Source organism: Micromonospora chokoriensis (assembly GCF_000718555.1).
GTDB classification, from domain to species: domain Bacteria; phylum Actinomycetota; class Actinomycetes; order Mycobacteriales; family Micromonosporaceae; genus Micromonospora; species Micromonospora chokoriensis_B.
The window spans coordinates 23,681-49,548 of record NZ_JOAN01000006.1; the positions used below are offsets into that span (position 1 = coordinate 23,681).

Genomic DNA, 25,868 nt, shown 5'->3' on the forward strand with positions numbered 1-25,868 from the left:
TCGACGGCGGGTAGGCGGCCCCGCGGGACGGCCCGGGGGCGGCGGGGGTCGGGGTATGCGAGTCCGGCACACTTTCGGGTATCCCCGCCCGCATTCTCGTTCAGGAGTGACCCAGGCCGATGTCGCTGCTCGCCAGATTCAGCCTCGCCAACCGAGGGCTTGTCGCACTCATCGCGGTGGTGATTACGGCGTTCGGAGCGTTCGCCGTACCGTCGCTGAAGCAGCAACTGCTGCCGTCGCTTGAATTCCCGGCCGCGTTCATCGTGGCCCCCTACCCCGGCGCCGGCCCCGAGATCGTCGAGTCGCAGGTGACCGAGCCGATCGAGAATGCCCTCCAGGGCATCCCCGGTCTGGACAAGATCACCTCCACGTCCCGTGAGGGCTCGGCCACCGTCCAGGTGACGTACGAGTTCGGCACCGACCTCGACGACGTGGTCAACAAGATGCAGACCGCGCTGAGCCGGATCGACGCCCAGCTGCCGGAGAGCGTCGACCCGCAGGTCATCGCGGGTAGCACCGACGACCTTCCGGCGGTCGTGTTGGCCGCCGCCGGCGCGGCGGACGAGCGGGCGCTCGCCGACAAGCTGCGCGCGACTGTGGTGCCGGAGCTGCAAGGCATCGAGGGGGTACGCACGGTCGAGGTGACCGGCACCCGCGACGACATCGTGGTGGTCACCCCGGACCCGGCGAAGCTGGCCGCCGCGCAGATCCAGCCGACGGCGATCGGCGCGGCGTTGAAGACTAACGGCGTGGCGGTTCCGGCCGGCGCGGTGACCGACGGCGCGCTGACCCTCCCGGTGCAGGTCGGCACGCCGATCGCCACCCTGGAGGAGCTGCGCGGCATCGTGGTCACCCCAGGCGCGGCACCCGTCCGCCTCGGTGACGTGGCGACGGTCGAGCAGCAGCTCGCTCCGGCCACGGCGATCACCCGGACCAACGGCAAGGACAGCCTCGGCATCGCGGTCACCGCGTCGCCGGACGGCAACGCGGTGCAGATCTCGCACGAGATCCGCGACCGGCTCGGCGACCTGAAGGACGCCTCCGGCGCGGAGTTGACAGTGGTCTTCGACCAGGCGCCGTTCGTCGAGAAGTCGATCGAGTCGCTGACCACCGAGGGCCTGCTGGGCCTGGTGATGGCGGTCATCGTCATCCTGGTCTTCCTGCTGTCGGTGCGCTCGACGGTGGTCACCGCGGTCTCCATCCCGCTCTCCGTGCTGGTGGCGTTGATCGCCCTGTGGATCGGCGACTACTCGCTCAACCTGCTCACCCTCGGCGCGCTGACGATCGCGGTCGGCCGGGTGGTGGACGACTCGATCGTGGTGTTGGAGAACATCAAACGACACCTGGAGTACGGCGAGGAGAAGCGGCACGCCATCATCACCGGCGTCCGCGAGGTGGCCGGTGCGGTGACCGCGTCCACCCTCACCACGGTGGCGGTGTTCGCGCCGATCGCGCTGGTCGGCGGGTTCGTGGGTCAGCTCTTCGCGCCGTTCGCGATCACCGTGACGGTGGCTCTGCTCGCCTCGCTGCTGGTGTCGCTGACCGTGATCCCGGTGCTCGCGTACTGGTTCCTCAAGCCGCGCGGTGGCACTGCGGACGACGAGGCGGTGCGGCGTGCCGCGGAGGAGAAGGAGCTGCGCAGCCCGTTGCAGCGGGCGTACCTGCCGGTGATCGGCTTCGCCACCCGTAAGCGGTCGACGCGCTGGATCACCGTCGGGCTCGGCCTGCTGGTGCTGTTCGGCACCTTCGGTCTGGCGCAGAAGTTGGAAACCAACTTCCTGGACGACTCCGGCCAGGACACCCTCAACATGAGCCAGGAGTTGCCGGCCGGCAGTGGCCTGGCGGCCACCGATGCGGCGGCCAAGCAGGTCGAGTCGGTGCTGTCGGGAACCAAGGGCGTCGAGACGTACCAGGTGACCGCGGGTGGCGGGGACAACCCGTGGGCGGGCGGCGGCGGCAACAACGTCGCGAGCTGGTCGCTGGCGCTCGACGGTGACACTGACGCCAAGCAGATGCGCGAGGTGCTGCGCAAGGAGTTCGACAAGCTCGGCAGCGGCGTGGGCGACATCAGCTTCGGTGGCGGGCAGGAGGCGTCGACCAGTCAGCTGGCGGTGATCGTCCAGGCCAGCGACTCGGACGTGCTGACCCGCGCCGCCGAGGAGGCGCGGGCCGCGATGGCCGGTGTCCCGGACGTCGAGGATGTCTCCACCAGCCTGGCCGAGCGGGTGCCGAGGGTCGACGTGACTGTCGACCGGGTCGCCGCCGGGCGGGCCGGGCTCACCGAGGCCGCCGTGGGGCAGCTCGTGTCGCAGGCGTTCCGGGGAGCGCCGCTCGGTCAGGTCGCGGTCGACGGGCAGCAGCAGAATGTGGTGCTGCGGTTGGGCACGCAGGCGCCGATGAGCGTGGAGGAGCTGCGGGCGTTGCCGGTGGGTCCGGTCAAGCTGGACGACATCGCGGATGTCACGCAGGGTGAGGGCCCGCAGCAGGTCACCCGGATCGACGGTGAGCGCAGCGTGTCGGTGACCGGCGCGGCGACCGGCTCGAACCTGGGGGCGACCACCAAGGAGCTGCAGAAGCGGCTGGACGCCATCGACGTGCCGGGTGCGAGCTTCACCATCGGTGGCGTCAGCGCGGATCAGGCGGATGCCTTCGGGGACCTGGGCCTGGCGGTGCTGGCCGCGATCGCGATCGTCTTCCTGATCATGGTGGCCACGTTCCGCAGCCTCACCCAGGCGCTGATCCTGCTGATCTCCATTCCGTTCGCGTCGACAGGCGCGATCGGGCTGCTGTTGGTCACCGGGACGCCGCTCGGTGTGCCGGCGCTGATCGGTGTGTTGATGCTGGTCGGCATCGTGGTGACGAACGCGATCGTGCTGCTCGACCTGATCAACCAGTACCGAGCCCAGGGCATGGGAGTGCAGGAAGCGGTGGTCGAGGGCGGCCGGCGTCGGTTGCGCCCCATCCTGATGACGGCAGTGGCGACCATCTTCGCGCTGCTGCCGATGGCGTTCGGGTTGACCGGCGAGGGCGGCTTCATCTCGCAGCCGCTGGCGGTGGTCGTGATCGGCGGTCTGCTCAGCTCGACGCTGCTCACGCTGATCCTGGTGCCGACGCTCTACACGATGGTGGAGTACACCAAGGAGTGGCTGCGGAATTGGCGCGATCGGCGGCGCTCCGGCGAGCCGGCGGTGACCGCGACGGAGACCGACGAGGTGTCCGCCCCGAACCAGGTCGCGGTGCCGAGCGGCGCGCCTGCCCCGGCTGCGGCCGGTGGTGCGCAGTCGACCGGGCGACCCGCGCCGTCGGCCGCGCTGGTGGAGGGTACGGACCAGTTCGAGGTGCTGCGGCTGCCCCGTAGCCGTACCTCGCCGCTGCCTCCCTCGGAGCCGACCGAGTAGGTCGAATCGCAGTTCGGAACGCCCCCGGCGGATTTCTGCCGGGGGCGTTCCAGGTTCACCCGGCCGAAACACTCCGACCCGACCACCCCCACACTTTGCGTAACTTCTTGCATACTCCTCGTAGATGGGTGGGGGTGCGGGTGGAGCGGGGGCGGGTGGATGGCCGACGGCGCGCGCGGGTGGGGGCGACGTAACCTGCTGCGCCGTGGCCTGCTGGTCGTCGGCGGCGTGGTCATCGGCGCGGGGACGTCCGAGGCGTGGTGGATCACTCATCGCCGGGCGCCGATCGCCGGCGGCCCAGCCGGCGCCACCCTCGGAAACGGGCAGCAGGATGTCGGCTCCGGCGCGCTGGAGGTCTTCTGGTCGGGAAGGACCAGCCAGCGCCTGGTGGCCCTCACCTTCGACGACGGCCCCGCACCACAGTGGACTCCGATGGTGCTCGACACCCTGGCGCAGCACCACGTACCAGCCACCTTCTTCATGGTCGGGGAGCAGGTCCGCCGGCACGCCGACATCGTCCGCGATCGGCTCGCGGGGCACGAGGTGGGTAACCACAGTTGGGACCACCGGGACCTGGCCGAGTTGGACGCCACCGAGGCGTACGACAACCTGCGCCGCAGCCACGACACGATCGCCGACCTGATCGGGACGCCGCCGGTGCTGCTCCGCCCGCCGTACGGCCACCTGGGTGGGGCGGTGCTGCACGCGGCGGCCCGGCTGGACTATCGGCTGGTGCTCTGGTCGTTGCAGATGGTGGAGCGCGAGTTCCCCGACGATCCGGCCGGCCATGCCCGGCGGATCGTGGCCGAGGTCCGACCGGGAACGATCGTGCTCGGCCACGATGTGGGGGCACACCGGAGGCTTGTCGCACTGCGTGGCCTGACCGACATGATCAAGGGGCTACGGTCGCGCGGTTACACCTTCGTCACGGTCTCGGCGCTGCTGGGAGCGGGTGTGGCTCCCACACCGACCAGGTAGGGTCACGCTCCGTGGCGTCCACCCTCTCGGTTCTGACCGGCAATCGGAGCTTCCGCAACCTGTTCCTCGCCGAGTTGGTGGTCTTCGGCGCCGACTGGTTCGTCATGGTGCCTCTGCTGGTGCTGCTGCCGCACCTGACCGGCAGCGGAGTCTGGGGCGCGCTGGTGTTGGCGGTGGACACCGGCATCGTGGCGTTGCTGCTGCCGTACACCGGCACGATCGCCGACCGTTTCGACCGCCGGAAGATCATGATTGCCTCGAACGTGGCCGCGCTGGCGGGCGTGTTGCTGCTGCTCGGGGTGCGCAACGCCGGAACGGCGTGGCTCGCGCTGGTCGCGATCGGCGTGGTGGCGGTCGCCAAGGCGTTCTATTCGCCGGCCGCCCAGGCCGCGCTGCCCAACGTGCTGGAGCCGCACGAGCTTGCCGCTGGGAACGCCGTCGCCGGCTCGGCCTGGGGCACCATGACCGTGGTCGGCGCCTCGCTCGGCGGCGTGCTCAGCACCGCTGCCGGCCCGTACGTCTGCTTCTGGGTGGCGGCGGTGGGCCTGGCGGTGGCCGCGGGCCTCGCCACCCGGATCCGCCGGCCGTTGCAGGCGCCCCGGGACGCCGACCAACCGGCCCAGCGGACCTGGACGGCTGTCCGTGAGGCGCTCGGCTACATCGGCCACCGCCCCCGGGTGCTGGCGCTTGTCACGGTCAAGTCGGCGGTGGGCCTGGGCAACGGCGTGTTGACCGTGTTCCCGCTGCTGGCCGGTGTGTACGGTGTCGGCCCGCTCGGCGCCGGCCTGCTCTTCGCGGTACGCGGCGCGGGGGCGTTGGTGGGGCCGATCCTGATGCGCCGGGTGCTGACCAATCGGGCCTGGCTGCTGCCCGGGCTCGCGTTGTCCATGTCGCTCTACGGCCTGTCCTACCTGGGCACCTCGGTGGTGCGCTGGTTTCCGCTGGTGCTGCTGCTGGTCTTCGTGGCGCACTTCGCGGGTGGCAGCAACTGGGTGATGTCGAACTTCGCCCTCCAGGGTGAAGTCCCGGACCGGTTGCGTGGCCGCGTCTTCGCCACCGACATGATGCTCGCGACGCTGGCGATCTCGGTCAGCCAACTGGCGGTGGCCCTGGTGGTGGACTCGGTGGACGAGCGGGTGGTGCTCGCCGGCTGCGGTCTGATCACCCTCGTGTACGCGGTCGGTTGGCGGATCGCCACCCGCCGGCTCTCGCTCACCGATCCGGCCGCCGAGCCGGTCGGGAACCCGGCCCGCTGACTTCGGCGGTCCCAGGCAGCGGGCGCGGGACCGCTTCGTCGGTGTCGAGCCCTAGCATGAGCGCGTGCCGACGAACTTCACCGCCGGGCCGGTCCGTGTCCGGACCCCCGCGACCAGCGCCAACCTGGGCCCGGGCTTCGACGCGCTGGGTCTCGCCCTCGGGCTCTACGACGACGTGGCCGCCGAGGTCACGTCGGGCGGTGCCCGGGTGACGGTGACCGGGCAGGGTGCCGGCGAGCTGCCCGACGACGACCGACACCTGGTGGTGCGGGCCATGCGCGCCGCGTTCGACGTGCTCGGGGCCCACCCCGACGGGCTGAGCGTGGAGTGCGTCAACCGGATCCCACAGGCGCGTGGGCTGGGCTCCTCGTCCGCCGCGATTGTCGCCGGGGTGCTGCTGGCCCGCGCTCTTTTCACCGATGGGGAGCACCGCCTGGACGACGCCGGCGCGCTCCGGCTGGCCGCCGAGATCGAGGGCCACCCCGACAACGTGGCCCCGTGCCTGCTCGGCGGTTTCACAGTGGCCTGGTCCGAGCCGGGCGGTGCCCGGTCGGTCTCCCTGCCGGTCGCCGACGGGGTGCGGCCCATCGTTTTCGTCCCGGCGGAACGCGGATTGACCGCGACCGCGCGGGCGGCTCTGCCGGCCACCGTGCCGCACGGCGACGCTGCGTTGACCGCAGGGCGGGCAGCATTGCTGGTGCACGCGCTCACCACCGACCCGACCCTGCTGCTGCCGGCCACCGTCGACCGGCTCCACCAGGATTACCGCGCGGCCGGGATGCCGGGCACATTTTCCCTGGTCAGCGCGTTGCGAGCGGCCGGTGTGGCGGCTGTGGTCAGTGGGGCTGGGCCGACTGTCCTGGCGCTCAGCGAGCCTCCAGCGAGCTTCCCAGTGGGAACAGACTGGGAGATCTGGCAGTTACCGATAGACGTCAGCGGCGCGCGGGTCGCACGGGGTAGACTTGGACACGCCGAGCGGGACCCTGTTGCCGCAGGTCGGAAGAGTTGATTACGCTCTAGACCTAGCACAGCCGCGAAGCACGCGATCTCCTGCGGGGCGGCGCACCCCCGAAGCTCTCGGCGGTCAGCCCGTCTACCCCTGCCAAGGCCCACGCCGCACCGCAGTTTCCACAGGTCGCCGCAGACGGCGAGACCTGCCCACCGACGTTGGTGGGTCGGGATACCGACCGGCTGCTGTGTCACAGACTCCCGCGACGCGTCCTTGCGAGGCGGGTGCACCGAGGCCGCCCGGCCACCTGAGCTCCGACTCCGGGCAGTCCCGGCCTTATCGAGGGAAGGAATCCATTGAGCGACACCACCGACGTGACGTCGGATGTTTCCAACGTCGCTGGCGATGCCACCGCATCCGCTCCCGCCCGTCGTCGGCGTAGCGGCACCGGTCTGTCGGCGATGCTGCTGCCAGAGCTGCAGAGCCTGGCCGCGTCGCTCGGCATCTCCGGCACGGCTCGCATGCGCAAGGGCGAGCTGATCGCCGCGATTTCCGAGCGGCAGGGCGGCAACGCCGCCGGAACCCCTCGACCACGGGCCGAGGTCGCGGCCGCGGCCGCCCCGACCCGTGAGGGGGTGCGTGCCGAGGTGCGGGAGACCGCCGACCGGCCGGCCGCCGAAGGGCGTGGCGCCGAGCAGGCACCGGCCGAGCCGGCTGCCGAGGCCGAGGGCGGCCGTAGCCGCACCCGGCGGAGCCGGACCGCCACGGCGGAGGCCCGTGCCACCGAGGCACGCCCCGCTGAGGCGCGTGCAACCGAGACGCGTGCGACTGAGGCGCGTGCGACCGAGACGCGTACCGACGAGGTGGAAGCCACCGAGCGGGCCGACCGTGGCGAGAACCGCCGCGACCGGGCCGAGCGTCCGGAGCGCGCCGAGCGTTCCGATCGTGGTGAGCGCGCCGAGCGAGGCGATCGTGGCGAGCGTGCCGATCGTGGCGAGCGTGCCGAGCGCTCCGACCGGGGCGATCGTGGCGAGCGTGCCGATCGTGGCGAGCGTGCCGAGCGGGGCGAGCGCAACGACCGGAGCGAGCGCGCCGAGCGCACCGATCGGGGCGAGCGCAACGACCGTACCGAGCGTTCCGACCGCGGTGAGCGGGCCGAGCGCAACGACCGGCCGGACCGCAACGACCGTGGTGACCGCAACGACCGTGGTCAGCGTGCCGTCGAGCGGGACAGCGACGACGATGACGGCGAGGGTGGCGGCCGGCGCGGCCGGCGCAGCCGTTTCCGGGACCGTCGCCGCGGGCGCGGCGAGCGTACCGAGACCGGTGCCGACACCGGCGGGCGTGAGCCGCAGGTCAGCGAGGACGACGTGCTCGTCCCGGTGGCCGGCATCATCGACGTGCTCGACAACTACGCCTTCGTGCGGACGACCGGTTACCTGGCCGGCCCGAACGACGTGTACGTCTCGATGTCCCAGATCAAGAAGTACGGCCTGCGCCGCGGTGACGCGATCACCGGTGCGGTGCGGGCGGCCCGCGAGGGCGGCAACAGCGGCGACCAGCGGCGCGACAAGTACAACCCGCTGATGCGGCTGGACACGATCAACGGGATGGAGCCGGAGGAGGCGCGGCGTCGTCCGGAGTTCTACAAGCTCACTCCGCTCTACCCGCAGGAGCGTCTGCGGCTGGAGACCGAGCCGCACATCCTGACCACTCGGGTCATCGACCTGGTCATGCCGATCGGCAAGGGCCAGCGGGCACTCATCCAGTCGCCGCCCAAGGCGGGTAAGACGATGGTGCTGCAGGCGATCGCGAACGCGATCACCCGCAACAACCCGGAGTGCCACCTGATGGTGGTGCTGGTGGACGAGCGGCCTGAAGAGGTCACCGACATGCAGCGGTCGATCAAGGGCGAGGTCATCGCGGCCACGTTCGACCGTCCGCCGCAGGACCACACCACGGTGGCGGAGTTGGCCATCGAGCGGGCCAAGCGCCTCGTCGAGCTTGGACATGACGTCGTCGTGCTGCTCGACTCGGTGACCCGGCTCGGTCGGTCGTACAACCTGGCGGCGCCGGCCAGCGGCCGGATCATGTCGGGTGGTATCGACTCCACCGCGCTCTACCCGCCGAAGCGCTTCCTCGGCGCGGCCCGCAACATCGAGAACGGCGGGTCGCTGACCATCATCGCCACGGCGCTGGTGGAGACCGGGTCCATGGCGGACACGGTCATCTTCGAGGAGTTCAAGGGCACCGGCAACGCCGAGTTGAAGCTGGACCGGAAGATCGCCGACAAGCGGACCTTCCCGGCCATCGACATCAACCCGTCCGGTACGCGTAAGGAAGAGGTCCTGCTCGCACCGGAAGAGCTGGCCATCATCCACAAGCTCCGGAAGGTGCTGCACTCGCTGGACTCGCAGGCCGCGATGGATCTCCTGCTGGACCGGCTCAAGCAGTCCCGCACCAACATCGAGTTCCTGATGCAGATTGCGAAGTCGACGCCGGGGGAGTAACCATCCCCGGGTAACGACGAAGGGGCACGGCCATCGCGGCCGTGCCCCTTCGGCATGTCGCCTGCGGATCAGAAGTCGCCGTCGGCCACCTGGAAGACGGTGAGGCCGAGGGCCCGCCACATCTGGACCACCTGGACGCGGTCGTCGAAGACGCCGGCCACCCGGTAACGGTCCCGGATCTCCCGGTCGTAGATCTCCCGCTTGACGATCGAGTCCTTCCGGGCGTCGCCGACGGCGCGCAGGTGCAGACCCAGGTAGGGCACTCGTACGTGCCGGGCCAACCACGCCTCGGTGGCGGCGCGGGCCGAGGCGTCCCGCCCGGAGCAGAAGACCACCCCGTAGCCGGCGGCGTGCATCGCCCGGACCGCCGCGATCACCGCCGGGTTCGGCTCGTCCTCGCCCACCCGGGTCATGTCGTACGGGCTGCGGGAGACGGCCAGCGCGACGGTGCCGTCGATGTCGACCAGGACGATCTCCGGTGGCTCGGTCGACGGGGGGTGCACCACGGCGGCGGACCCGGTGCGGGCCTGCGGCACCGGCAGCGGCAGTTCCCGCCCCTCGAGGTACCGCTCGTGCAGCCGGCGGATCGCGTCCGCACCGACCTGGTCGGTGGCCGGGCGGGCGGCGTCGCGGCGCAGGCACTCGTCCAGCGGCACGTCGGTGAAGTCGTGCACCTCGAATTCCGCGCCGTGGCGGGCGGCCAGTTCGGCCCAGCCCCGCAGGGTCCGCGCGCGCAGGTTGGTGTCGTCCACGCAGACGTCCGCTCGGGCCCGCAGCAGCGCCTCGACCTGCGCCTGCTGTACGGCGGTCACCTGCGCCTCGGCCCACTGGGTGAACAGCCGCTCGCCGTGCAGCATCCGGCGCAACTCGTCCCGGTTGACCCGCGCGACGGACGGCTGAAGCGTCCGGGCGAATGTCGTCTTGCCCGAGGCGGGCAGGCCCCGGGTGGCGATCAGGCGGGTCATCGACGTGTTCCCGGCTGGGCGGACGTACCCCCGGCGGGGTACCTGACTGCGGTCCACCGGGCGGACGAATGCCCGGTCGGGCGGCGGGAATGCGGACGGGTCGGCACGTGTTGACGATGCCGGACGAGGTGTGCGGCCCGATTACCGGGTCGGCTCAGGCCCATGGCACACTGGTCAATCGGCCACCGGTTCCGGTTCACGCCCGAGCCCGTCGTGTACGGCGCGACGAGCGATGACGGCGACCCGGCGACCACCAACGAGAGGACCGAGGCGAGATGAAGGCAAACATCCACCCGGAGTACGTGACCACCGAGGTCAGCTGCTCCTGTGGCAACACGTTCACGACCCGCAGCACCGCCAAGGGCGGGGCGATCCACGCCGAGACCTGCAGCGCCTGCCACCCGTTCTACACCGGTAAGCAGCGCGTTCTCGACACCGCCGGCCGGGTCGCGAAGTTCCAGCAGAAGTACGCCAAGGTTCAGGCCAAGAAGGCCAAGTAGCTCCTCGTTCGGCGCCCGCGTCCGGTTTTCCGCCGGATGCGGGCGCCGTCCGCATTTCCCTCCGTTTCCGCCCGGCCACTGGCCTTCAAGGCCCTGGCCCGGTCGTCGCGCACCGTCGAAGGAGCATCCGCAGCATGAGCAGCGAGCGTCTGGCCGGCCTCCTCGACGAGTACGCGGACCTGGAGAAGCGGCTGGCCGACCCGGCCATCCACGCCGACCAGAACACCGCACGCAGGGTCGGCCGCCGGTACGCCGAGCTGGTGCCGCTGCACAAGGCCGCCGGCGAGTTGGAACAGGCCCGCGCCGATCTGGCCGCGGCTCGTGAGCTGGCCGCCGAGGACCCGTCCTTCGCGGGTGAGGCGGAATCCATCGCCGAGTCCCTGCCGGTGCTGGAGGAGCGCCTCGCCGAGCTGCTCATTCCGCGCGACCCGCACGACGCCAAGGACGTGATCGTCGAGATCAAGGCCGGTGAGGGTGGCGAGGAGTCGGCGCTGTTCGCCGGTGACCTGCTGCGGATGTACACCCGGTACGCCGAGCGGCACGGCTGGGTCACCGAGGTGATCGACGCACAGGATTCCGACCTCGGCGGGGTCAAGGACGTCTCCCTGGCGATCAAGACCAAGGGCGTGCCGGACGGCGGCAACGGCGTCTGGTCGCGGCTCAAGTGGGAGGGCGGCGTGCACCGGGTGCAGCGTGTCCCGGTGACCGAGTCGCAGGGCCGGATCCACACCAGCGCCGCCGGGGTGCTGGTGCTGCCGGAGGCCGAGGACGTCGACGTCACGATCGACCAGAACGACCTGCGGATCGACGTGTTCCGTTCGTCCGGCCCGGGCGGCCAGTCGGTGAACACCACCGACTCGGCGGTGCGGATCACCCACCTGCCGACCGGCATCGTCGTCTCCTGCCAGAACGAGAAGTCCCAGTTGCAGAACCGGGAGCAGGCCATGCGGATCCTGCGGGCCCGGATGCTCGCCGCCGCCCAGGAGCAGGCCGACGCCGCCGCCTCGGACGCGCGCAAGGCGCAGGTGCGCACCGTGGACCGCTCGGAGCGGATCCGCACCTACAACTTCCCGCAGAACCGGATCACCGATCACCGGATCGGCTACACCGCGTACAACCTGGACCTGGCGCTCGCCGGTGAGCTGGACGGGGTGCTGGACGCCCTCTCCGAGGCCGACCGCGCCGCCCGCCTCGCCGGCGACACCGAGCTGACCCGCCGCTAACCACGCCCGCCGCGCCGTCGCCCCGCCGTCCCGCCGATCATGGAGTTATGGTGGGCGGATTATCGTGCTGTGGGGCTTTTGTCAGGCACCACAACTCCTTGATCGACGCGAACGCGGGTGATCAGCTCGCGCGGGGGCGGGTCTTGGCGCGGAGCATCTCGCGGTCGGCCTGCTCGAAGGCGATGCTGAGCGCGTCACGCAGCCCGCTGCCGCCGGAGACCTCGGCGAAGCCGATGCTCACCCCGACCGGGGTGCCTGGCACCAGCGATTCCCAATCCTCGAGTCGGACCGCGGCCTCGATCCGGCGGGCCACCTCGGCGGCCTCGGCCATGCCGGTTTCGGGCAGCACCACCACGAACTCGTCCCCGCCATAGCGGGCCACGAAGTCGCCCCGGCGCATCACCCGGTTGATCACGCCGGCGATGCGTTGCAGCACCAGGTCACCGGAGTGGTGCCCGTGCCGGGTGTTGACCGCCTTGAAGCCGTCCAGGTCACAGACGCCGATCACCACCCGCTCGCCACGGGTGACCACGGCGGTGATGTACCGCTCCAGTCGGCGGCGGTTGGGCAGCCCGGTGAGCGGGTCGGTCAACGCCTCGCCCTCGAAGCGCGCCGCCTCGCGGCGCATCTCCTCGTGGTCGATGCGGGCGGCGATGCCGTCGATGTAGACGTCACGCAGCCGGTCGTTGCGCTGCGCGGCGAGCCGGAACGCGAGCCGGTCGGCCCGGTGCGCCGCCAGGTGGTCACCGGCACGGGTCAGCGCGATGCTGCGCAGCCGGGCCGACTCGGCCGCGCCGAGCGTCTCGGCGGACACCTGGACGGTGTCCAGTCGGGCGACCGCCTCGATCGGTCGCCCGTCGGCGACGGCGAGGCACACCTGCCCGAGTTGACGCAGGTCGCGGGCACGGGCGCTGTCCCCACCGTGGCTCATCAACCGGGCCGGCTCGACGTCTGTCCCGGTCGCCGCCTGGTCGCCGAGCGCGGCCTGCCGGGCCGCCGCGTAGCCGTACGCGGCGAGGCTGCTCGGGCGTAGCTGGCCGGCCCGCCCACCGCGGACGAAGCGGGCCAGGTCGGCGGCCACGTCCCGGAGCACCCGCAGGCAACCGTCGCTGTCGCCGTTGTGGTCCAGGGCCACGGCGTTGCGCAGCCGGATGCCCGGCGCGGCGAACGTCTCCTCCGGGATCCCGGCGGTCACCCCGAGCTGCCGGGCCCGCTCGATGGCGCCCAGCGCGTACCCGTGGAAGCTGAGGTAGCTGTAGGCCATGGCCAGGTCGTGCCAGCCCCAGGCGGTGTCCCGGTCCGGGTCGGCGACGGCCCCCAGCGCCCGGGCCGCTCGGACGAGGTGCGTGACGCACCGGTCCAGTGCGCCCTGGTGGTGCGCGGCGAGCGCGGCCAGTGCGTTGAGGTGCCCGTGTAGATAGGGCTCGGCGAGGTCGCGGACCGCCGCGGACGCCTCTTCGATGGCCCGGGTGAACTCCGCCGTCCGACCGAGATTGATCAGCGCGGAGAGGCGCTGCACCATCGCGTCCGCGCGGGCCGCCGGGTCGGTCGTGGTGCGGATCACACGCTCCAGGAGGACGTACGCCTCCGCGGAGCGACTGGCCTCCTGCAACGCACGAGCGCGCGTGAGGGCATCAACCTGGTCATCGACCCGGTCGAGCCAGCCCACCCGCCAACCTCCTGTCGTGCGCGCCTGGGCGCACCGGTTCGTCACGTCGCCCGCGACGCTTCATGATTATGTCGTGAGTACTTTGCCGCAACACCCCCCCGAAGGGACAGGCCCCATCCGGCCGTCCGCCGCGGTGGCCCGAGCGACCCGTGCGCTCGCCGCCGCCGGGGTCGGCTCCGCCCGGGTGGAGGCCGAGTTGTTGGCGGCGTACGTGCTGGGGGTTCCCCGGGGTCGGCTGGCGCTCGCCGACGACCTCAGCGGCGACCAGTTGGCGCGGCTCGACGAGCTGACCCGCCGCCGTGCCGGGCATGAGCCGTTGCAGCACCTGACCGGTCGGGCCGGGTTCCGGCACCTGGAGCTGTCGGTCGGCCCGGGTGTCTTCGTGCCCCGGCCGGAGACCGAGCTGTTGGCCGGCTGGGGTGTCGAGCAGGCTCGGGGTCGGCCCGACCCGGTGGTGGTGGACCTGTGCAGCGGCTCGGGCGCGATCGCGCTGGCGGTGGCTCAGGAGCTGCCGGGGGCACGGGTGATCGCGGTGGAGCGGTCCCCGGCGGCATTGGCCTGGCTGCGGCGCAACGCGGCGGAGCGGGCCGCGGCGGGGGACCGGCCGATCGAGGTGGTCGAGGCCGACGTGACCGCGCCGGACCTGCTGGCGGAGCTGGTGGGCCGGGTGGACGTGCTGCTCTGCAACCCGCCGTACGTGCCGGACGACGTGGTGGTCCCGCCGGACGTGGCCGGGCACGACCCGGCGGAGGCGGTCTTTGGTGGAGCGGATGGTCTGGTGGTGATCCGGCCGGTCGTCGCGCGGGCGGCAGTGCTGTTGCGCCCGGGGGGCGGGTTCGGCGTCGAGCACGACGACACCCACGGCGCGGCGGTGCCCGCGCTGCTCGCCCAGGGCGGCAACTTCACCGCTGTCGCGGAGCATCTGGACCTCGCCGGGCGGCCCCGCTACGCGACCGCGTCCCGACGGGCGGACGGCCAGCACGCCCCGATCGGGTCGGCGTGGCAGACTGACTCCTCGTGATGCTCTACGACTGCCGGTCGCCCGCCGATCGGGACCGCGGCATCGCTGCGGCAATCGAGGCGATCAAGAACGGCGAGCTGGTCGTTCTCCCGACGGACACCGTGTATGGAATCGGCGCGGACGCGTTCACCCCGTACGCGGTGAAGGCGCTGCTGGACGCCAAGGGCCGGGGTCGGCAGATGCCGCCGCCGGTGCTGATCGGCTCGCGGCACACCCTGGACGGGTTGGTCTTCTCGCTGCCCACGGCCGCACGGGACCTCGTGGAGGCGTTCTGGCCGGGTGCGCTGACGATCGTGGTCGAGCACTCGCCGAGCCTGCAATGGGACCTGGGCGACAAGACGGGCACGGTGGCGGTGCGGATGCCGCTGCACCCGGTGGCGTTGGAGGTGCTGCGCGAGACCGGCCCGATGGCGGTCTCGTCGGCCAACAAGACCGGCCAGCCGGCTGCGGTCACCGCCGAGGAGGCGCGTGACCAGCTCAGCTACTCCGTGCGGGCCTATCTGGAGGCCGGGCCCTGCCCGGACCCGGTGCCCAGCACGATCGTGGATCTGACCGGTGAGGTGCCGCAGCTGCTGCGGGCCGGGGCGATCCCACTGGAGAAGCTGCGCGACGTGGTTCCGGATCTCGTCGACGGTCGGGCGGTCTGAGTGCCCCCGTTCACGGTTCTGCACGTCTGCATGGGCAACATCTGCCGCTCGCCGATGGCGGAGCGGCTGCTCGCCCTCGCGGTGCGGGAGCGGCTGACCCGGCGTGCGCAGGACCCGGCCCAGGCCGAGGAGTTGGTGCACAGTCACAGCGCCGGCACGGGTGGCTGGCACGCGGGCGAGGAGATGAACCCGCCGGCGGCGCGGCAGGTCACCGGCCGTGGTGGTGACGTGGAGGGGTTCGCGGCGCGCAAGCTGCGCTCAGACCACATCGACGCCGCCGACCTGGTTCTGACCGCCACCGCCGACCAGCAGGAGTACGTGGTGGCGCTCCGTCCGGACGCGGCGGCCCGCACGTTCGTGCTGGGTGAGTTCGGCCGGCTGCTGGCCGCGGTGGATGCCGCCGCGTTGCCGGCGGACGACGCGACCCCGGAGGCCGTGTACGCCCGGGGTGTGGCCCTGGTGGCGGCGGCTCACGACGCGCGGCTGGGCGCTTCGGCGCTGTCCACCGATGATCTGGACGACCCGTGGGGTCGCGGCGACCAGTGCTTCAGCCGGGTTGCTGACGAGATCGAGGAGACGGTCCACCCGCTGGCCGGCGCGCTGCTGCCCTGAGCGGGGTGCGAGTTTCCTCCGGGTTTGGGGAAAACCAGGGGCTAAAGGGGCGTTCCGGGTCATTCTGAACGGGTCCTAGCGTGACCGGCTCCTGCGGGGAGAGCTGATGATCCGGGCCCAACTCGACAAACTGCTGACCGTGGTGATCGCCGGAGTGCTGGCCGGGTTGGTGCTGGCAGCAGCCGCCCTGCCCGCGGCCCTGGTCTTCGGGATCGGCTTCAGCGCCCTGTCGACGCCGTACTCGGAGCTGCCGAACACCCTCCGCACGCCGCCCACCGCGCAGCGCTCCAACCTCTACGCCAACGATGGCACCACCCTGATCACCTCCTTCTACCAGGAGGACCGGGTGGACGTGCCGCTGCACGAGGTGGCCCCGGTGATGCGCCGAGCGATCGTGGCCGCCGAGGACGTCCGGTTCTACCAGCACAGCGGGGTCGACCTGCGAGGCGTGGTGCGCGCGTTCACCGTCAACAAGCGCGACGGCCAGACCCGGCAGGGCGCCTCCACGCTGACCATGCAGTACGTCCGTAACGTGCTCAGCAACGACCCTCGGTTGACCGAGGCGCAGCGGGACGCCGCCACCGAACTCACCACCGTCCGCAAGCTCCAGGAGATGCGGTACGCGCTCGCGTTGGAGCGGGAGCTGGACAAGGACGAGATCCTGACCCGCTACCTCAACATCGCCTACTTCGGCGCCGGGGCCTACGGCATCGCGGCGGCCAGCAAGCGGTACTTCTCCCGCTCTCCGGCCGAGTTGACCCTGGCCCAGGCGGCGTTGCTGGCCGGCCTGGTGCGCTCGCCGGACAGCGACGACCCGATCAACGGCGACGCCGACAGCGCGGTGGCCCGGCGCTCGTACGTGTTGGAGCGGTTGGTGGAGTCGGGGCAGGTGCCGGCGGACGCGGCGGCGGCGGCGCGCGCCGAACCACTGCAGCTGCGGCCCAGCGCGACCCCGAACGACTGCACCGGCGTCCCCGAGGCGCAGAACGACTGGGGCTTCTTCTGCGACTGGTTCACCCGCTGGTGGAGCAGCCAGTCCGCGTTCGGAGCGACCGCCGACGAGCGGCAGCGCGCGCTTCGCCGGGGCGGGTTCTCCATCGTGTCGTCGCTGGACCCGGGGGTGCAGCGGGCCACCACCGAGCAGGTGCTGCGGATCTATCCGAAGACGACGGCCGAGGCGGTGCCGACCGCGGTTGTGCAACCGGGCACCGGGCGGGTGTTGGCGATGTCGGTGAACCGCGCCTACAGCGTGGCGGGCAACCCGGTCGGGCAGAAGAACCGCCCGAACACCGTCAACCAGTTGATCGCTGGCGGCGGCGCGATCGACGGGTACCAGGGCGGCTCGACGTTCAAGCTCTTCACCCTGCTGGCCGCGCTGGAATCCGGCCTGCCGCTGTCGACCGACTTCGTGGCGCCGACCCAACTGCTCACCCGCTTCCCGGTGACCGGGGAGGCGAGTTGCGACGGTCGCTGGTGCCCGGCGAACGCCAGCCCGTCGTCGATGGACGGCCCCCGCACCATGTGGAGCGCGTTCGGCCGCTCGGTGAACACGTACTTCGCCTGGCTCACCGAGAAGGTCGGCGCCGACCGGGTGGTGGAGATGGCCGAGCGGCTCGGCATCGTGCTGCGGGCCGACTCCGACGCCGAGCTGGCCCGCTACGGCGCGAAGGACTGGGGTCCGTTCACGCTGGGCGTGGCCGCGACCACCCCGTTGGACCTGGCCAGCGCGTACGCCACGGTGGCGGCCGAGGGCACCTGGTGCGCTCCGCTGCCGGTGGTCTCGATCACCGACTCGGCCGGCCGGCCGGTCGACGCCGCCAAGCCGGACTGCCGGCAGGTGCTCGACGCCGATGTGGCGCGGGCGGCCACCGACGCGGCCCGCTGCCCGGTCGGCGACCAGTCGATGTACGGACGCTGCGACGGTGCCACCGCACCCGGGTTGCGGGCGAAGCTCGGCCGACCGGTGGCGGGCAAGACCGGCAGTTCGGAACGGTACGAGACGGAGACTGTGGTGGCGTTCACGCCGCAGCTCGCGGTCGCCTCGATGGCCGCGAACCCGGACGACCCCCGGGACGCGGTCGGTCAGGCGGTGCAGGCCCAGATGGTGAACGCGGTCGGTGAGGTGCTCGCCTTCGCTCTGCGCGACCAACCGGTCCGCGACTTCGTCCCGCCAAGCGAACGAACCGCCTTCCAAACCCAACCCCAAGCCGGCAACTAACCCAATGCGGTCAGCGGGTCTGTTCGGCGTTGCGGGCTATGTTGCGGGCCATTCCGCCGAAGACCATCGCGTGGAACGGGGCCACCGACTTCCAGTAGGCGTGCCCTGGCAGGCCGCGCGGCAGGAAGACGGCGCGTTGCTGGTAGCGGCTGCGGCCGTCGTCGGCCGGGAGTACCCGCATCTCCAGCCAGGCCCGGCCGGGTAGCCGCATCTCGGCGCGCAGCCGCAGCAACTCACCGGGGATGATCTCCTCGACCCGCCAGAAGTCCAGCGCCTCACCCACCTGGAGGCGGTGCGGGTCGCGTCGACCCCGCCGGAGTCCGACCCCGCCGACGAGCCGGTCCAGCCAGCCGCGGATCGACCAGGCCAGCGGGAACGAGTACCAGCCGTGTTCGCCGCCGACGCCCTCAACGACCCGCCAGAGTGCCGCTTGTGGTGCGTCCACCGCCCGTTCCCGAACGTCGGTGTAGGCGGTGCCACCCGACCACACCGGGTCGGTGGGCAGCGGTTCGGCCGGCGCGTCCGGGCCACTCGCGTTCGACCAGCGGGTCTCCACCTGGGCGTCGCGCACCTTGGCCAGCGCCAGCGCCACCGCTTCGTCGAAGCCGGTCAGCCCGCCCGGCGGGTCGGGTACGTAGCGGGCGATGTCGTGTTCGTCCGCGACCGCCTCCTGGATCAGGCTCTCCACTAGCGGGCGGGCGATGGCGTTCGGCACCGGGGTGATCAGACCGACCCAGTGCGAGGAGAGCGACGGGGTGAGCGCCCGGACCGGCACGATGATCCGTCGGCGCAGCCCGGCCACCCGGGCGTAGCGCTGCATCATCTCGCGGAACGTGAGCACGTCCGGCCCGCCGATGTCGAAGCCCCGGTTGACCTCCGCCGGCAGTGCGGTGCAGCCGACCAGGTAGTTCAGCACGTCGCGGACCGCGATCGGCTGGATCCGGTTGCGCACCCAGCGCGGCGTGATCATGGCGGGCAGTCGCTCGGTCAGGTACCGCAGCATCTCGAACGACGCCGAACCGGAGCCGATGATCACCGCGGCCCGGAGCACCGCCGTGGGCACCCCGCTGGCCAGCAGGATCCGGCCCACCTCGGCCCGGGAGCGCAGGTGCGGCGAGGGGACGGCGTCGGTCGCCGGGAGTGGCCCGCCCAGGTAGACGATCCGGCGTACGCCGGCCGCGTGCGCCGCCGCCGCGAAGTTTGTCGCCGCCGCCCGGTCGACCTGCTCGAAGTCGGCCCGGCCGAGCGAGTGCACCAGGAAGTACGCCACGTCCACGTCGGCGAACGCGGCGGGCAGCGTCTCCGGCCGGCTCAGGTCCCCCTCGACGATCTCAGCCGCCGAGGCCCAGGGCACGTCCCGCAGCCGCACGGCCTTGCGGGCGAGGCAGCGCACGGTGTGCCCATCGGCGAGCAGCAGCGGCGTCAGCCGCCCGCCGATGTAGCCGGTCGCTCCGGTGACGAGGCATCTCACGACTCCCAGTGTGCGGCCGCCTAGACTCGTTCGCTGTGGAGACCGAGACGAGCACCTTCTGGGGGCCGGATTTCGCGCAGCTCAGGGCCACCGATCCGGAGATCGCCGGGGTGGTCCTCGGCGAGCTGGACCGGTTGCGCGGTGGCCTGCAGCTCATCGCCAGCGAGAACCTGACCTCGCCGGCCGTGCTGGCGGCGCTCGGTTCGACGCTTACCAACAAGTACGCCGAGGGTTACCCGGGGCGGCGCTACTACGGTGGGTGCGCCGAGGTGGACCGGGCTGAGGAGATCGGCATCGCCCGGGCCAAGGAGCTCTTCGGGGCCGAGCACGCCAACCTCCAGCCGCACTCCGGGGCGAGCGCCAACCTGGCCGCGTACGCCGCGCTTGTGCAGCCGGGGGACACGGTGCTGGCGATGGACCTGCCGCACGGCGGGCACCTCACCCACGGCAGCCGGGTGAACTTCTCCGGCAAGTGGTTCCACCCGGTCGGCTACCCGGTGCGGCCGGACACCGAGCAGATCGACTACGACGAGGTACGCGACCTGGCCCGGGCGCACCGGCCCAAGCTGATCATCTGTGGTGCCACCGCGTACTCGCGCCTGATCGACTTCGCCCGGTTCCGGGAGATCGCCGACGAGGTCGGCGCGTACCTGATGGTGGACGCGGCGCACTTCATCGGCCTGGTCGCCGGCCGGGCGATCCCGTCCCCGGTGCCGTACGCCGACGTCGTCTGCGCCACCACCCACAAGGTGCTGCGCGGCCCGCGTGGCGGCATGATCCTGTGCCGCGAGTCGTTGGCCCAGCGGATCGACAAGGCGGTCTTCCCGTTCACCCAGGGCGGCCCGCTGATGCACGCGGTCGCGGCCAAGGCGGTCGCGCTGCGCGAGGCCGCCCAGCCGGAGTTCCAGACGTACGCCCGGCAGGTGGTCAGCAACGCCCAGGCGCTCGCCGCCGGGCTGGCCGACGAGGGGATGCGCCCGGTCTCCGGTGGCACCGACACCCACCTCGCCCTGATCGACCTGCGGGAGCTGGGGGTGACCGGCACCGAGGCCGAGCGACGCTGCGACGCCGCGTCGATCACCCTGAACAAGAACGCCATCCCGTACGACCCGCAGCCCCCGATGGTGGCCTCCGGCATCCGGGTGGGCACCCCGAGCGTCACCACGCAGGGGATGCGGGAGGGGGAGATGCGGCAGGTGGCGACCCTGATCGCCCGTGCGGTGCGCACCGATCCCGGCGCACCGGGCGGTGCTGACGAGCTGACCCGGCTCGGCGCCGAGGTGGCTGAGTTGGTCGCGACGTTTCCGGCGTACCCCCGTGGCTGAGCCCGGGGTGGTCGAGCCGGACACCGACCGACGGTGGCGGCTGCGGCACCTGCCGGTGCTGCTGGGCGCCTCGGCGGCCCTCGCCGCGGTCGCCGCGGTGGTGGGCGGGGTGACCGGTGGCGCGACGGCCGCGCTCGGCGCGGCGGCCGGCGTGGGTGTCACGGTGCTCAGCTACACGCTGACCACGGTGGTGCTGGCCCGGGCCGACCAGGTCAACCCGCAGTTGCTGCTGCCGCTCGGCCTGGGTTTGTACGTGTTGAAGTTCAGCCTGCTGGGTGCTGTGCTGGTGGCGGTGGCGTCGACCGGCTGGGACGGGTTGGTCCCGCTCTGCCTCGGCATCGTCTCCGGGGTGGCAGTGTGGACGGCGGTGCACATCTGGTGGCTGACCACGGTGCACGCCCGTCGGGCGCAGCGCTGACCTGGCGGTCGTCCCACCTTTCGGACGCGCGGCAATGTGTCGGGCTCCGGTCATTTTCCGACGGGCGGAAGGGGAGTAGCGTGCCCACAGACGACGGCGCCCACGAGAAGCCCACACAACGATGGTTGTGCGGGGGGTGAGGCACAGCCTCGTCTTCCCGGCTGATATCGTTCGCCCCGTCATGGCTGGTGACCAAACCCCCCGTCCAGCCGGCGAACCAGACGACATCCCGTCCGGCGCCGGCCAGGGTTGGACCGCGCTCAGCTACCTCATCGGAGGCATGCTCGTGTGGGGTTTCATCGGTTGGCTTGTTGACCAGTGGCTCGACACCGGCGGCGTCGCCACCGGGATCGGCGTCGTGCTCGGTATGGCCGGGGGAATCATCCTCGTCGTCCGCCGGCTCGGCACGCCTACTTAGGAAGGGACGCGGTGTTCGGACAGGCGAACGTTCTGGCAGCGGGCCAGGCGGGATTCCCACCCACGGTGGACGACTTCTACCTGCCCAGCATCCTGCCCTGGGGCGCGGAGAACTCGTACTGGTTCACCAAGATCACGGCGATGGTCTGGATCGCCGTCGGCGTCCTGATCATCTTCTTCCTGGCGAGCTACCGGAACCCGCAGTTGGTGCCGACCAAGAAGCAGTGGTTCGCCGAGTCGATCTACGGCTTTGTGCGTAACAACATCGCGGTCGACATGATCGGGCACGCGGGTGTGCGGTTCGCCCCCTACTTCACGACGCTCTTCTGCTTCGTGCTGTTGACGAACGCGTTCGCGATCATCCCGTTCTTCCAGATCTCGCCGAACTCGCACATCGCCTTCCCGGCGATCCTCGCGATCATCAGCTACGTGCTGTTCAACTACATCGGCATCAAGAAGCACGGCTTCGTCAAATACTTCAAGAACTCGCTGATTCCGCCGGCACCCTGGTACATCCTGCCGCTGCTGATTCCGATCGAGCTCTTCTCGACCTTCATCGTCCGGCCGTTCTCGCTCGCGGTTCGTCTCTTCGCGAACATGTTCGCCGGTCACATGCTCCTGCTGGTCTTCACGCTCGGCGGCTTCGCGATGCTGAGCGCCAACGCCTGGCTGGCTCCGGTCTCGGTGCTCTCCTGGGTGATGACCATCGCGCTCACCTTCCTCGAGTTCCTGGTGATCTGCCTGCAGGCATACGTCTTCACCGTCCTCACCGCCAGCTACGTGCAGGGCGCGCTCGCCGACGAGCACTGATCCACCGCACCAACCGTTGTCGTCCCGCGTGAGAGTCACGCGTGATAACCAGGAGGAACCACACCAATGGACGCTAGCGTTCTCGCCGCGGTAGAGGGCAGCACCGCCGCCATCGGCTACGGCCTCGCGGCCATCGGCCCGGGTATCGGCGTCGGCCTGGTCTTCGCCGCCTACATCCAGTCGACCGCCCGCCAGCCGGAGTCGTCGCGGATGACCCTGCCGTACGTCTGGATCGGCTTCGCCGTCATCGAGGCGCTCGCGCTGCTCGGCATCGCCTTCGGCTTCATCTGGGCCGGCTGATTCCGCCCCTAGACCGGGAGGTAACCATGTACTTCCTCGCCGCTGAGGGTGGTGAGTCCGCCCACAACCCGATCATCCCGCTCTGGCAGGAGATCGTGGTCGGGTCGGTGGCCTTCGCCGTGCTCTGCTTCGTGTTGATGAAGTTCGTCTTCCCCCGCATGGAGCAGACGTTCCAGGCTCGGGTCGACGCGATCGAGGGCGGCATCAAGCGCGCCGAGGCTGCTCAGGCCGAGGCGAACCAGCTGCTCGAGCAGTACCGTGCCCAGCTCGCTGAGGCCCGGACCGACGCCGCCAAGATCCGTGACGACGCGCGGGCCGACGCCGAGGGCATCCGTCAGGACATCCTCGCCAAGGCACGGGAAGAGTCCGACCGGGTGATCCAGGCCGGCAAGGACGCACTCGCCGCCGAGCGGGCCACCATCGTGCGCGAGCTGCGCACCGAGGTCGGCACGATCGCGGTGGACCTGGCGAGCAAGATCGTTGGCGAGTCGCTGGCCGACGAGGCGCGACGCAAGGGCACCGTCGACCGGTTCCTGAGCGGTCTCGAGAGCACGGGGGCCCGCTGATGCAGGCCGCCAGCCGGGAGTCGTACAAGGTCGCGGCCGAGCGCCTCGACGCGTACGTCCGCGGCGCGGAGCCGTCGGCGGTGGCCTCCACCGCCGACGCCATCCTCTCCGTGGCGACCCTGCTGCGGCGTGAGCCGCGGCTGCGCCGGGCGCTGTCCGAGCCGGCTCGAAGCGGTGAGGATCGCGGTGCTCTGCTCGGCGACATGCTGGGTGGGCGGATCGGCGCGGACGCGCTCGACCTGCTCGTGGCGCTGGTCTCCGGCCGTTGGTCGGCACCGTCGGAGTTGCTCGACGGCGCCGAGCGCCTCGGCGTGGAGGCACTGCTGGCCAGCGCCGACAAGGCCGGCGAGCTGGGCGAGGTCGAGGACGAGCTGTTCCGCTTCGGTCAGGTCGTGGCCGGTCAGTCGGCGCTGAGCAACACGCTCGCCGACCCGGTCGCCCCGGTCGAGCAGCGGGCCACGCTGGCCCGTGAGCTGCTCGCCGACAAGGCCCGCCCGGTCACCGTCCGCCTCGTCGAGGTCGCCCTCGGCGGGTTCGGGGGGCGCTCCTTCAGTGGTGCGCTCACCCGGCTGGTGGAGCTTGCCGCCGACCGGCGTGACCGACAGGTGGCATACGTGACCGTCGCGGCCCCGTTGAGTGACGAGGACGAGCGTCGGCTGGGTGCGAGCCTCACTGCGATATACGGTCGAGAGGTCTCCGTCAAGCAGACGGTCGACCCCGCCGTCCTGGGTGGCGTGAGCGTCCGGGTCGGCTCCGATCTGTACGACGGCACGATCCTGCGCCGCCTCAACGAGACCCGCAACGCGCTCGCGAAGCGCTGAAACGGCTCCGCCGCCCAGCGACTTGAGTGGCTCCGCCGCCCAGTCGGGCGGCTCTGCCGCTCAACGCCCGGATTGACAGACGCCATTCGGACCGGTTGGTACTAGGTATCCCGGGCCCCTGAATTTTAAGGAAGCAGAGGATGGCCGAGCTGACCATCTCGACGGAGGAGATTCGCGGCGCCCTGGAGCGCTACGTCTCCTCCTACTCGTCCGACGTCTCCCGCGAGGAGGTCGGCACCGTCGCCGACACCGGCGACGGCATCGCCCACGTCGAGGGCCTGCCCTCGACCATGACCAACGAGCTCCTGGAGTTCGAGGACGGCACGCTCGGCGTGGCGTTGAACCTCGACGTCCGGGAGATCGGTGTCGTCGTTCTCGGTGACTCCGCCAAGCTGGAGGAGGGGCAGCGCGTCAAGCGCACCGAGCGGGTTCTCTCCGTTCCGGTCGGCGACGCCTTCCTCGGCCGCGTGGTCAACGCGCTCGGCGAGCCGATCGACGCGCTCGGCGACATCGCCAACGAGGGCTTCCGCGAGCTGGAGCTGCAGGCTCCGAACGTGATGTCCCGGCAGTCCGTCGACGAGCCGCTGCAGACCGGCATCAAGGCCATCGACGCGATGACCCCGATCGGTCGTGGTCAGCGGCAGCTGATCATCGGTGACCGGAAGACCGGTAAGACCACGGTCGCCCTGGACGCCATCCTCAACCAGCGGGACAACTGGAAGACCGGCGACCCGAAGAAGCAGGTTCGCTGCATCTACGTCGCCATCGGCCAGAAGGCCTCGACGATCGCCTCGATCAAGGGCCAGCTGGAAGAGGCTGGCGCGATGGAGTTCACCACCATCGTCGCCTCCCCGGCCTCCGACCCGGCCGGCTTCAAGTACCTCGCCCCGTACACCGGCTCGTCCATCGGGCAGCACTGGATGTACGGCGGCAAGCACGTTCTGATCGTCTTCGACGACCTGAGCAAGCAGGCCGAGGCGTACCGGGCCGTGTCGCTGCTGCTGCGTCGCCCGCCGGGCCGTGAGGCGTACCCGGGTGACGTCTTCTACCTGCACTCCCGCCTGCTGGAGCGCTGCGCGAAGCTCTCCGACGAGCTGGGTGGCGGCTCGATGACCGGCCTGCCGATCATCGAGACGAAGGCCAACGACATCTCGGCCTTCATCCCGACCAACGTCATCTCGATCACCGACGGCCAGATCTTCCTGGAGACCGACCTGTTCAACCAGGGCGTTCGTCCGGCGATCAACGTCGGCACCTCGGTCTCCCGAGTCGGCGGCGCCGCGCAGGTCAAGCCGATGAAGAAGGTCGCCGGTTCGCTGCGGCTCAACCTCGCCCAGTACCGCGAGCTGGAGGCGTTCGCTGCCTTCGCCTCCGACCTGGACCGGGCCTCGCAGAACCAGCTCAACCGCGGTTCGCGCCTGGTGGAGCTGCTCAAGCAGCCGAACTACTCGCCGTACCCGGTGCAGGAGCAGGTCGTCTCGGTCTGGGCCGGCGTCGAGGGCAAGCTTGACGACATCCCGGTGGGTGAGGTCAAGCGCTTCGAGTCTGAGTTCCTGCAGTACCTGCGGCACAAGCACGCGGGTGTGCTGGCTGGCATCGCCGACAACCAGTGGAACGATGACATCATCGGCTCGCTGGACGCCGCGATCAGCGAGTTCAAGCAGGTCTTCCTCGGCAAGGAGGACGAGCGCAAGGTCAACGACGCGCCGGCCACGCCGCTCGAGGGTGACGAGAACCGTGAGACGGTGACCCGCTTCCGCGACGGCGCGACCGACCGCCCGGCCGAGAGCTGAT

At 71.1% G+C, this 25,868-nt stretch carries 22 protein-coding genes; 19 read left to right on the plus strand and 3 right to left on the minus strand.

Annotated elements, in window-relative coordinates:
• Positions 1 to 119 precede the first annotated feature (119 nt).
• The 5 genes from IF46_RS0110060 (at position 120) to rho (ending at position 9,091) form a co-directional block, all read left to right on the plus strand.
• Positions 120 to 3,398 (plus strand): efflux RND transporter permease subunit, encoded by a 3,279-nt coding sequence (locus IF46_RS0110060; protein WP_030488030.1) that lies wholly within the window; start codon positions 120 to 122, stop codon positions 3,396 to 3,398.
• 159 nt (positions 3,399 to 3,557) lie between these two features.
• Positions 3,558 to 4,376: a polysaccharide deacetylase family protein gene (locus IF46_RS0110065; RefSeq protein ID WP_030488031.1), complete on the plus strand. Its 819-nt coding sequence runs from the start codon at positions 3,558 to 3,560 to the stop codon at positions 4,374 to 4,376.
• Positions 4,377 to 4,387: 11 nt separating this feature from the next.
• Entirely contained in the window at positions 4,388 to 5,632 is a 1,245-nt protein-coding gene (locus IF46_RS0110070; protein WP_030488032.1) for an MFS transporter, read from the plus strand.
• Positions 5,633 to 5,696: 64 nt separating this feature from the next.
• Positions 5,697 to 6,641 (plus strand): homoserine kinase, encoded by a 945-nt coding sequence (gene thrB, locus IF46_RS0110075; RefSeq protein ID WP_030488033.1) that lies wholly within the window; start codon positions 5,697 to 5,699, stop codon positions 6,639 to 6,641.
• A gap of 296 nt (positions 6,642 to 6,937) precedes the next feature.
• Positions 6,938 to 9,091: a transcription termination factor Rho gene (gene rho, locus IF46_RS0110080; RefSeq protein WP_030488034.1), complete on the plus strand. Its 2,154-nt coding sequence runs from the start codon at positions 6,938 to 6,940 to the stop codon at positions 9,089 to 9,091.
• Between the two features lie 68 nt (positions 9,092 to 9,159).
• On the opposite strand, the gene IF46_RS0110085 is transcribed toward rho, so the two are convergent.
• Positions 9,160 to 10,056, minus strand: coding sequence for an AAA family ATPase (locus IF46_RS0110085; RefSeq protein WP_030488035.1), 897 nt, complete (start codon positions 10,054 to 10,056; stop codon positions 9,160 to 9,162).
• Positions 10,057 to 10,331: 275 nt separating this feature from the next.
• Here IF46_RS0110085 and rpmE point away from each other — a divergent pair, with 275 nt between their 5' ends.
• Together rpmE and prfA are read left to right on the plus strand one after the other, a co-directional pair.
• A complete protein-coding gene (rpmE, locus tag IF46_RS0110095; RefSeq protein ID WP_030333150.1) occupies positions 10,332 to 10,556 on the plus strand; it encodes a 50S ribosomal protein L31 in 225 nt (74 codons plus the stop codon).
• Positions 10,557 to 10,690: 134 nt separating this feature from the next.
• The gene (gene prfA, locus IF46_RS0110100) at positions 10,691 to 11,779 is read left to right on the plus strand and encodes a peptide chain release factor 1 (RefSeq protein WP_030488036.1); all 1,089 of its coding nucleotides are present in this window, start codon (positions 10,691 to 10,693) and stop codon (positions 11,777 to 11,779) included.
• 121 nt (positions 11,780 to 11,900) lie between these two features.
• Here the strand turns inward: prfA and IF46_RS0110105 are convergent, their stop codons facing one another.
• Positions 11,901 to 13,448: a sensor domain-containing diguanylate cyclase gene (locus tag IF46_RS0110105; RefSeq protein ID WP_030488037.1), complete on the minus strand. Its 1,548-nt coding sequence runs from the start codon at positions 13,446 to 13,448 to the stop codon at positions 11,901 to 11,903.
• 73 nt (positions 13,449 to 13,521) lie between these two features.
• Between IF46_RS0110105 and prmC the strand changes: the two genes are divergently transcribed.
• From prmC to IF46_RS0110125, 4 genes are all read left to right on the plus strand, one after another.
• Entirely contained in the window at positions 13,522 to 14,469 is a 948-nt protein-coding gene (gene prmC / locus IF46_RS0110110; RefSeq protein ID WP_030488038.1) for a peptide chain release factor N(5)-glutamine methyltransferase, read from the plus strand.
• Complete coding sequence (locus tag IF46_RS0110115; RefSeq protein WP_030488039.1) at positions 14,469 to 15,116, plus strand: L-threonylcarbamoyladenylate synthase; 648 nt, start codon at positions 14,469 to 14,471, stop codon at positions 15,114 to 15,116. The genes prmC and IF46_RS0110115 overlap by 1 nt, the downstream gene beginning before the upstream one ends.
• On the plus strand, positions 15,117 to 15,728 hold the full coding sequence (locus IF46_RS0110120) for a phosphotyrosine protein phosphatase (protein WP_030488040.1): 612 nt from the start codon (positions 15,117 to 15,119) through the stop codon (positions 15,726 to 15,728).
• A 106-nt stretch (positions 15,729 to 15,834) separates the two neighbouring features.
• Positions 15,835 to 17,946, plus strand: a complete 2,112-nt coding sequence (locus IF46_RS0110125; RefSeq protein WP_030488041.1) for a transglycosylase domain-containing protein — start codon at positions 15,835 to 15,837, stop codon at positions 17,944 to 17,946.
• A 10-nt stretch (positions 17,947 to 17,956) separates the two neighbouring features.
• Here the strand turns inward: IF46_RS0110125 and IF46_RS0110130 are convergent, their stop codons facing one another.
• A complete protein-coding gene (locus tag IF46_RS0110130) occupies positions 17,957 to 19,417 on the minus strand; it encodes an SDR family oxidoreductase (RefSeq protein ID WP_030488042.1) in 1,461 nt (486 codons plus the stop codon).
• A gap of 35 nt (positions 19,418 to 19,452) precedes the next feature.
• On the opposite strand from IF46_RS0110130, the gene glyA reads away from it, so the two are divergent.
• From glyA to atpA, 8 genes are all read left to right on the plus strand, one after another.
• The gene (gene glyA, locus IF46_RS0110135; protein WP_030488043.1) at positions 19,453 to 20,742 is read left to right on the plus strand and encodes a serine hydroxymethyltransferase; all 1,290 of its coding nucleotides are present in this window, start codon (positions 19,453 to 19,455) and stop codon (positions 20,740 to 20,742) included.
• Positions 20,735 to 21,160: a hypothetical protein gene (locus IF46_RS0110140; RefSeq protein ID WP_030488044.1), complete on the plus strand. Its 426-nt coding sequence runs from the start codon at positions 20,735 to 20,737 to the stop codon at positions 21,158 to 21,160. The genes glyA and IF46_RS0110140 overlap by 8 nt, the downstream gene beginning before the upstream one ends.
• 181 nt (positions 21,161 to 21,341) lie before the next feature.
• Positions 21,342 to 21,578, plus strand: a complete 237-nt coding sequence (locus IF46_RS0110145) for an AtpZ/AtpI family protein (RefSeq protein WP_030488045.1) — start codon at positions 21,342 to 21,344, stop codon at positions 21,576 to 21,578.
• A gap of 11 nt (positions 21,579 to 21,589) precedes the next feature.
• Positions 21,590 to 22,387 (plus strand): F0F1 ATP synthase subunit A, encoded by a 798-nt coding sequence (gene atpB, locus IF46_RS0110150; protein ID WP_030488046.1) that lies wholly within the window; start codon positions 21,590 to 21,592, stop codon positions 22,385 to 22,387.
• A 66-nt stretch (positions 22,388 to 22,453) separates the two neighbouring features.
• The gene (locus IF46_RS0110155) at positions 22,454 to 22,687 is read left to right on the plus strand and encodes an ATP synthase F0 subunit C (RefSeq protein WP_030488047.1); all 234 of its coding nucleotides are present in this window, start codon (positions 22,454 to 22,456) and stop codon (positions 22,685 to 22,687) included.
• 26 nt (positions 22,688 to 22,713) lie between these two features.
• Complete coding sequence (locus IF46_RS0110160) at positions 22,714 to 23,253, plus strand: F0F1 ATP synthase subunit B (RefSeq protein ID WP_030488048.1); 540 nt, start codon at positions 22,714 to 22,716, stop codon at positions 23,251 to 23,253.
• On the plus strand, positions 23,253 to 24,074 hold the full coding sequence (locus IF46_RS0110165; protein WP_030488049.1) for a F0F1 ATP synthase subunit delta: 822 nt from the start codon (positions 23,253 to 23,255) through the stop codon (positions 24,072 to 24,074). The genes IF46_RS0110160 and IF46_RS0110165 overlap by 1 nt, the downstream gene beginning before the upstream one ends.
• Positions 24,075 to 24,214: 140 nt before the next feature.
• On the plus strand, positions 24,215 to 25,867 hold the full coding sequence (gene atpA, locus IF46_RS0110170; protein WP_030488050.1) for a F0F1 ATP synthase subunit alpha: 1,653 nt from the start codon (positions 24,215 to 24,217) through the stop codon (positions 25,865 to 25,867).
• Position 25,868 lies beyond the last annotated feature (1 nt).